Genomic DNA, 7,970 nt, shown 5'->3' with positions numbered 1-7,970 from the left:
CGCAGAATCCGGACGGTTATCCGGACTGAGCGGCGTCGCCTTACCAGTTCTTGCGGACGCGATTGCGATACTGGACGTCGTGCGGAAGGACCTTCTGCATGGCCTCGAGGTGTCCGTTGACGATGTCGTAGGCCTTCTTGAGCGTGTCGTTGGTTAGCTGCGGGAGTTCGCTCTGGCGGGCCGTCGAGCGCACGACCTGTTCGATGGCACGTCGCCGTTGCTGGTCTTCGGCGGGAAGGTAGACGCCCAGGGCTGCGTCGAGAAGCGTCTTGAGGATCTTCACTCGCCGTTCGATGCGGTCGAGGAAGATGCTTTGAGGGTCGTTCGGGACTTCGGGCATGGCGTTCTCCTTAATGCTTTCTGCCGCGATTCTCAAGTGGGGAGCCGGGGCAAGCGAGGACTGGTGCTGATCAAATTGTAAGCGCTGGAAGCAGTCTGAGCGAGCGAACTGTCCTGGCGCCGTCACGCGGGGACGGTTGCAGGCAGGAGTTTCCTCAGGTAGCGCCCGGTATGGCTGCTCGGGTGGCCCGCGATCGCTTCGGGAGCACCGGTGCAGAGGATCTGGCCGCCGCGGTGACCGCCTTCCGGCCCGAGGTCGATGACCCAGTCGGCGGTCTTGATCACATCGAGGTTGTGCTCGATGACGACGATGGTGTTGCCGTGGTCGCGCAGGCGATTCAGGACGCCGAGCAGCAGTTCGATGTCGCGGAAGTGCAGGCCGGTGGTGGGTTCGTCGAGGATGTAGAGGGTGCGGCCCGTGTCGCGTTTCGAGAGTTCGAGGGCGAGTTTGACGCGTTGGGCTTCGCCGCCCGAGAGCGTGGTCGCGCTCTGGCCGAGGCGGATGTAGCCGAGGCCGACGTCCATCAGGGTCTCGAGCTTGCGTGCGACACTGGGTACGGGGCGGAAGAATTCGAGGGCGTTCTCGACGGTCATGTCGAGGACGTCGTAGATGGTCTTGCCCTTGTAGCGGATTTCGAGCGTTTCGCGGTTGTAGCGCTTGCCGTGGCAGACGTCGCAGGGGACGTACATGTCGGGCAGGAAGTGCATTTCGACCTTGATCATGCCGTCGCCCTGGCAGGCTTCGCAGCGTCCGCCCTTGACGTTGAAGGAGAAGCGGCCGGGACCGTAGCCGCGCGCGCGCGCTTCCGGGACGCCAGCAAAGAGTTCGCGCACGGGCGTCAGCAGGCCAGTGTAGGTCGCCGGGTTCGAGCGCGGGGTGCGGCCGATGGGGCTCTGGTCGACGTTGATGACCTTGTCGAAGTGATCCAGCCCTTCGACCTCGCCGTGAGGCGCGGGCTCAATGTTGGAGCCGTAGAGGTGATGTGCGGCGATGGCGTAGAGGGTGTCATTGATCAGCGTCGATTTGCCGGAGCCGGAGACGCCCGTGATGCAGGTGAAGAGGCCGATCGGGAGTTCGAGCGTGACGTCCTTCAGGTTGTTGCCGGTGCAGTCGCGCAGGCGGAATAGACGCTCCGGGTCGGGCGCGCTGCGGCGCGCGGGGGGCTGGATGGCCTCGTGGCCGGCGAGATAGGCGCCGGTCAGGGATTGCGGGTTGGCGACGATCTCGGCCGGGGTTCCTCGGGCGACGATTTCGCCGCCATGGACGCCGGCGCCCGGGCCCATATCCACGACATAGTCGGCGCTGCGGATCGCGTCTTCGTCGTGTTCGACGACGATCACAGTGTTGCCGAGGTCGCGCAGTTGGCGCAGGGTCGCCAGCAAGCGGTCGTTGTCGCGCTGGTGCAGGCCGATCGAGGGTTCGTCGAGGACGTACATGACGCCGGTGAGACCGGAGCCGATCTGGCTGGCGAGGCGGATGCGTTGGGCTTCGCCCCCCGAGAGGGTGTCGGCGGAACGGTCGAGCGAGAGGTAATCGAGGCCGACGTTGATCAGGAAGCTCAGGCGATCGGAGATTTCCTTGACGATCTTGGCGGCGACGAGGGCTCGCTGGCCGGTCAGGCTGAGTGCGTCGAAGAAGGCTTTGCACTCGCCGAGCGGCATGTGGCTGACAGTATGCAGCGATTGGCCGCCGATCAGCACGTGGCGCGCTTCACTGCGCAGCCTTGTGCCGTGGCAGGCAGGGCAGGCTTGCGTCGCGCGGTACTTGGTGAGCTCTTCGCGCACCGCGATCGAGTCGGTTTCGCGGTAGCGTCGTTCGAGGTTGGGGATTATGCCTTCGAAGGGGTGCTCCTTGGGGACCATGCGGCCGTTGTCGGAGAGGTAGCGGAAGGTGATCTTGTGTCGGCCCGAGCCGTGCAGGACGACTTGGCGGACCTCGTCGGACAGGGTCTCGAAAGGCGCGTCGACGTCGAAGTCGTAGTGGCTGGCGAGCCCGGCGAGCATCTGGAAGTAGAACTGGTTGCGGCGGTCCCAGCCACGGATCGCGCCGGCCGCGAGCGAGAGTTCGGGGTGGGCGACGACGCGGGCGGGGTCGAAGAATTCGACCTGGCCGAGGCCGTCGCACTTCGGGCAGGCGCCCGAGGGGTTGTTGAACGAGAAGAGGCGCGGTTCGAGTTCGGCGAGCGAATAGCTGCAGATCGGGCAGGCGAAGCGGGCCGAGAAGAGGTGTTCGTGGCCGCTGTCCATCTCGACGGCGATCGCGCGGCCGTCGGCATGGGTGAGTGCGGTCTCGAAGGATTCGGCCAGTCGCCCGCGCTGGTCAGCGCGCACCTTGAGGCGGTCGATCACGACTTCGACGCTGTGGCGGCGGCCCTTTTCGAGGGGAGGCAGGGCGTCGAGCTCGCCGACCTGGCCGTCGACGCGCACGCGCACGAAGCCCTGGGCACGCAGTTCGGCGAAGAGTTCGTGCTGTTCCCCCTTCCTGTACGAGACCACCGGCGCGAGGATCATCAGCCGCGTGTCTTCGGGCAGGGCGAGGATGTGATCGACCATCTGCGAGACGGTCTGCGCTTCGAGCGCCTGCTCGGGGTGGTCCGGGCAGTGCGGCGTGCCGGCGCGCGCGTAGAGCAGGCGCAGGTAGTCGTGGATCTCGGTGACGGTGCCGACGGTCGAGCGCGGGTTGTGGCTGGTGGCCTTCTGTTCGATCGAGATCGCCGGCGACAGGCCTTCGATGAGGTCGACATCGGGCTTTTCCATCAGCTGCAGGAACTGGCGGGCGTAGGCCGACAGCGATTCGACGTAGCGGCGCTGGCCTTCGGCGTAGAGGGTGTCGAAGGCCAGCGATGACTTGCCGGAGCCGGACAGGCCGGTGATCACGGTGAGGCGGTTGCGCGGCAGGTCGAGGTTGATGTTCTTGAGGTTGTGAGTGCGCGCGCCGCGAATGCGGATTTCGTCCATGGACCTGTGCCGCCGAAGGGGAACATGCAACTATACGAGAGAACACGGACCTGGAACAAACCCGGGGATGGCCGATGTTAGAATCTATCTTTTGCCCGGTCCGCCGTCTCCCATGTCCCGACCCCAGCAAGACTCCATGACACCTGCCGAGCGGCGCGCCGGCGCGAGCCTGGCAGCGATCTTTGCGTTGCGTATGCTTGGCTTGTTCCTGATCCTGCCGGTGTTTTCGCTGCATGCGCACAAGCTGCCGGGCGGGGACGACCTGGCACTGGTCGGGCTTGCGATCGGCGCGTACGGGCTGACTCAGGCTTTCCTGCAGATGCCCTACGGGGTGGCGTCTGACCGCTTCGGCCGCAAGCCGGTGATCGTGTTCGGGCTTGTCCTCTTCGCGCTGGGCAGCGTTGTCGCGGCGCTCGCGGCGAGCATCCAGGTCGTTATCGCCGGACGGGTGCTGCAGGGGGCCGGCGCGATTTCGGCGGCGGTGACGGCATTGGCCGCCGATCTGACGCGGGACCAGCATCGCACCAAGATCATGGCGATGATCGGCTCGAGTATCGGCCTGGTATTTGCGTTGTCGATGGTGGCGGCGCCAGTGCTGTATTCGCTGATCGGCATGAGCGGGATCTTCTGGCTGACCGGCGTGCTGGCTCTCGCAGCGATCGGGGTCGTGCTGTATGTCGTGCCGGCGGCGCCGGCCGTGCCGCGCGTCAATGGCGGACGCTTCGCTGACGTGCTGCGCGACGGGCAGCTGATGCGCCTGAACTTCGGGGTCTTCACGCTGCACCTGATCCAGACGGCGATGTGGGTGCTGGTGCCTGCGGCGCTCGTGGCCGGAGGTGGCCTGCCGCTGCCGGAGCACTGGAAGGTCTATCTGCCGGCAGTGTTGCTGTCGTTCGCGCTGATGGTGCCGGCGGTGATCATTGCGGAGAAGGGCGGCCGAATGAAGACCATATTCAGTATGGCGGTCGGGCTGCTGGTGGTGGTACAGGCGGGCCTGTATGCCTTCGGGCGCAGCCTGCCGGCGCTGGCCTTGTGGTTGACGTTGTTCTTCGTTGCGTTCAATGTGCTCGAGGCTATTCTCCCGTCATGGATTTCGCGCGTCGCGCCTCCGCATGCGAAGGGAACGGCGCTGGGGCTTTACAACACGCTGCAGTCCGTCGGGTTGTTCCTGGGCGGCGCGGTCGGCGGCTGGATCGCCGAACACTTCGGCAGCGGCGCAGTCAATCTCGCCTGTGGGGTGCTGGCGGTGGTCTGGCTGGTGCTTGCGGCATCAATGAATCCACCTGTGCGGCGCCCCGTTGCGGGCGCGACCGCACGCTAATTTGAATTTGTATTCGAGGAGAAAGGGATGGCTTCCCTGAACAAAGTGATCCTGATCGGCAACCTGGGTCGGGACCCGGAAACGCGGTATGCGCCAAGTGGCGACGCGATCTGCAACGTCACGATCGCGACGACCGAGACCTGGAAGGACAAGGCGAGCGGCGAGCGCAAGGAAGCGACCGAGTGGCATCGTGTGGTGTTCTTCGGCCGCCTCGCGGAGATCGCGTCGCAATATCTGCGCAAGGGTAGCCAGGTGTACGTGGAAGGCCGCCTGCAGACGCGCAAGTGGCAGGACAAGGACGGCCAGGATCGTTACACGACCGAGATCCGTGCCGACGAGATGAAGATGCTGGGTTCGCGCTCGGGCGGCGACGCGCCGATGCGTCAGTCCGAGGGCGGCTATGACGCGCCGGCTGCGGCACCGGCGCGCCAGGCGCCGCAGGCTGCGCCCGCGCAGCGCGCCCCGAGCCAGCCGAGCAGCGGCGGCGGTTTCGGCGATTTCGACGACGATATCCCGTTCTGAGCGACGCCTCGTAGTACCCGGTTCGGGAAGACCCGGCGCCCCTTGGGGTTGCCGGGTTTTTTTCGTTTACGGGCGGGCCGGGCCGACGCTCGCTCCCCGCGCCTCTGTGAGGAATTACCTAGTCCACGCGTGTAATTGGACGCTCCCGCCCCTCAGGCCGCAGCGCCGATACTGCATTCCATGTTGGCACAAGCGGTCGGCAGCTGGATCGCGGCGATTGCTGCAGACAATGGAGAGGTGCGTGCGATGAACTCCTCGACTTTATCCGATGCCGTGAATGAGCGGCCGACCCGCTTCCGTCCCGAAGGCGAGCTCACGATCTATACCGTTGCGGAACGTCACCGCGAGCTGATGAGCGCGCTGGAGGCGGGCCGGGCTGTGGATCTGGACCTTTCGGCCGTGAATGAGGTGGATTGCGCGGGGCTGCAGCTGCTGATTCTGGCGACGCGCGAGGCAGGGCGTCGCGGAATCGGCTACCGGGTCGCCGCTTGCAGCGATGCGGTGAAGGACGCCCTGGAGACGATCCAGCTTGTGGGCCTTGTGGACGATTGTGCTCGGCATGGTGGGCTGCCGCGGAGCTGAGCTCCGGATCGGGATGATGGTGTCAATCCTTGAGGGACGGACGACGTGAATTTCGATCAGGCTCTGGACACCTTCGTCGCCGAGGCGGGCGAATTGTTGCGCGACATGGAAGAGGCGCTGCTGCGCCTCGAAGGCGCACCTACGAACGAGGCGCTTATCCATGCGATGTTCCGCGCGGCGCATACGATCAAGGGGTCGGCCGGGTTGTTCGGGCTGGAGCCGATCGTCGCGTTCACGCATGTGCTGGAGCACGTCCTCGACAAGCTGCGGACGCGGGAGATCGCGGTCTGCGGCGAGCTGATCGCGGTGCTGCTGCCCTGTGGTGACCACATCGGCAAGCTCGTCGCGCACGTGCCGGCGATGGCGCTGGACGAGGAGACGCGGGCATGCGGCGAGCGCCTGATGGCAAGTCTGAGGGGGTTCTTGGGTAAGCCGGCGATCGCGGCCGCAGCCGTGTCGCGCGAGGGCCTTAAGCCCGGGGTGGGGAGTGCTCCGGAACATGGTCACGGTGAGGCCGTGACGACCGACAATTGGCACATTTCGCTGCGCTTCGACCGCGATGTATTGCGCAACGGCATGGATCCGCTGTCCTTCATTCGTTACCTGGCGACCGTGGGAGAGGTCGTATCGATCACGACGCTGTCGGACGCGATGCCCGAGGGGGCGGCGATGGACCCGGAATCCTGCTACCTAGGTTTCGAGATCGAGCTGCGTTCGGGGGCGAGCAAGGAAACGATCGAGGACGTGTTCGAGTTCGTGCGTGAGGATTCGGAGATCCACGTGCTGCCGCCGCACAGCAAGGTGTCGGAGTACGTGGAGCTGATCCGGCGCGGGCCCGAGGACGATCTGCGGTTGGGGGAGATCCTCGTCGCGAGCGGCGCCTTGACGCGGCGCGAGCTCGAGGCGGGGCTCGACTGGCAGAACGCGCTCGCGGCCGGGCCGGTCACCGGGCCGCTGGGCGAGTTGCTGGTGGAGCAGAAGGTGGTGGCGCCGCAGGTCGTGCAGAGCGCGCTCGACAAGCAGCTGCGCAGCCGGACGAACAAGGTGGCGGAACACAAGCTCGTACGCGTGCCCGCGGACAAACTGGACAGCCTGATCAATCTCGTCGGCGAGCTCGTGATCGCCGGTGCGGGCGCGAATCTGCTCGCGCAGCAGCGGCGCGATGGGGCGATGCTGGAAGCGACGACGCGGATCTCCAGCCTCGTGGAGGAGATCCGCGACGGAGCGCTGCGCCTGCGCATGGTGCAGATCGGCGAGACCTTCAACCGCTTCCAGCGCGTCGTGCGCGACGTCGGCAAGGAGCTCGGCAAGGACATCGAGCTGGTGATCGGCGGCGCCGAAACCGAGCTCGACAAGAGTGTCGTCGAAGGGATCACGGATCCGCTGACGCATCTTGTGCGCAATGCGATCGACCACGGCATCGAATCGGCCGAGATCCGCACCGGTCGTGGCAAGCGGGCACGCGGGACCCTGCGTCTGAACGCTTGCCACGACTCCGGCTGCATCGTGATCGAGGTGAGCGACGACGGGAGCGGGCTGAACAAGGAGCGCATCGTCGCGAAGGCCGTTGGGCGGGGGCTGGTGCAGGCCGGACAAAGCCTCGCCGAGCACGAGATCCACGACCTGATCTTCGAGCCGGGATTCTCGACTGCGGAGCAGTTGAGCAATCTCTCGGGCCGCGGCGTTGGTATGGACGTGGTGCGGCAGAACATCGAGGCCCTGCGCGGCACGGTCGAGCTGGAAAGCACGGAGGGGCAGGGGACGACGGTGCGCATCCGCCTGCCGCTGACGCTCGCGATCATCGACGGTTTCCTCGTCGGCGTCGGGGACGCAGCCTATGTCGTGCCGCTCGACATGGTACTGGAGTGCGTCGAGCTCTCCGACGCGGACCGGCGGGCGGCGACGGGACGGGCCTACATCAACCTGCGCGGCGAGGTCCTGCCTTTCCTGCGGTTGCGCGACCGCTTCGGCCTCAGTGGCTATGGCGGGCATCGCGAGAGCATCGTCGTCGTGCGCTATGGCGTGCATAAGGCGGGGCTCGTCGTCGACGAGCTGATGGGTGAGTTCCAGACCGTGATCAAGCCCTTGGGGAAAGTCTTCAGCCGGGTGCGCGGCATCGGCGGCTCGACGATCCTTGGCAGTGGCCAGGTGGCCTTGATTCTGGATGTGCCGTCGCTGCTGCAGGAGGCAGCGGCGCGGGACGCCGGGGGCGGAGCAGCCGGCCGCCTGCTGACAACAACGGCTTGAC

6 protein-coding genes are annotated in these 7,970 nt (G+C 66.0%); 4 read left to right on the top strand and 2 right to left on the bottom strand.

What is annotated here, in order from left to right; all coding sequences use genetic code 11:
• Positions 1-40: 40 nt before the first annotated feature.
• A complete protein-coding gene (locus VJ673_RS04950) occupies positions 41-340 on the bottom strand; it encodes a hypothetical protein (RefSeq protein WP_015437556.1) in 300 nt (99 codons plus the stop codon).
• A 122-nt stretch (positions 341-462) separates the two neighbouring features.
• The gene (gene uvrA / locus VJ673_RS04945; RefSeq protein ID WP_324124930.1) at positions 463-3,297 is read right to left on the bottom strand and encodes an excinuclease ABC subunit UvrA; all 2,835 of its coding nucleotides are present in this window, start codon (positions 3,295-3,297) and stop codon (positions 463-465) included.
• Between the two features lie 136 nt (positions 3,298-3,433).
• On the opposite strand from uvrA, the gene VJ673_RS04940 reads away from it, so the two are divergent.
• From VJ673_RS04940 to VJ673_RS04925, 4 genes are all read left to right on the top strand, one after another.
• Positions 3,434-4,618, top strand: coding sequence for an MFS transporter (locus tag VJ673_RS04940; protein ID WP_324124929.1), 1,185 nt, complete (start codon positions 3,434-3,436; stop codon positions 4,616-4,618).
• Positions 4,619-4,645: 27 nt separating this feature from the next.
• Positions 4,646-5,140 carry a single-stranded DNA-binding protein gene (gene ssb, locus VJ673_RS04935; RefSeq protein ID WP_324124928.1) on the top strand — a complete coding sequence of 165 codons (495 nt, stop codon included), beginning with the start codon at positions 4,646-4,648 and terminating at the stop codon, positions 5,138-5,140.
• A 180-nt stretch (positions 5,141-5,320) separates the two neighbouring features.
• Positions 5,321-5,722: an STAS domain-containing protein gene (locus VJ673_RS04930; RefSeq protein ID WP_324124927.1), complete on the top strand. Its 402-nt coding sequence runs from the start codon at positions 5,321-5,323 to the stop codon at positions 5,720-5,722.
• A gap of 45 nt (positions 5,723-5,767) precedes the next feature.
• Positions 5,768-7,969 (top strand): chemotaxis protein CheA, encoded by a 2,202-nt coding sequence (locus VJ673_RS04925; RefSeq protein WP_324124926.1) that lies wholly within the window; start codon positions 5,768-5,770, stop codon positions 7,967-7,969.
• Position 7,970 lies beyond the last annotated feature (1 nt).

Source organism: Aromatoleum sp., assembly GCF_035254505.1.
GTDB lineage: Bacteria > Pseudomonadota > Gammaproteobacteria > Burkholderiales > Rhodocyclaceae > Aromatoleum.
Note: the sequence above shows the minus strand (reverse complement) of the source record. Positions and strands in the feature narration are given on the sequence as shown.

Excerpts from the sequence above, each read along its gene's own strand:
- ssb (WP_324124928.1), top strand. The coding sequence starts at position 4,646 with ATGGCTTCCCTGAACAAAGTGATCCTGATCGGCAACCTGGGTCGGGAC.
- VJ673_RS04950 (WP_015437556.1), bottom strand. The coding sequence starts at position 340 with ATGCCCGAAGTCCCGAACGACCCTCAAAGCATCTTCCTCGACCGCATC.
- uvrA (WP_324124930.1), bottom strand. The coding sequence starts at position 3,297 with ATGGACGAAATCCGCATTCGCGGCGCGCGCACTCACAACCTCAAGAAC.
- VJ673_RS04930 (WP_324124927.1), top strand. The coding sequence starts at position 5,321 with ATGTTGGCACAAGCGGTCGGCAGCTGGATCGCGGCGATTGCTGCAGAC.
- VJ673_RS04940 (WP_324124929.1), top strand. The coding sequence starts at position 3,434 with ATGACACCTGCCGAGCGGCGCGCCGGCGCGAGCCTGGCAGCGATCTTT.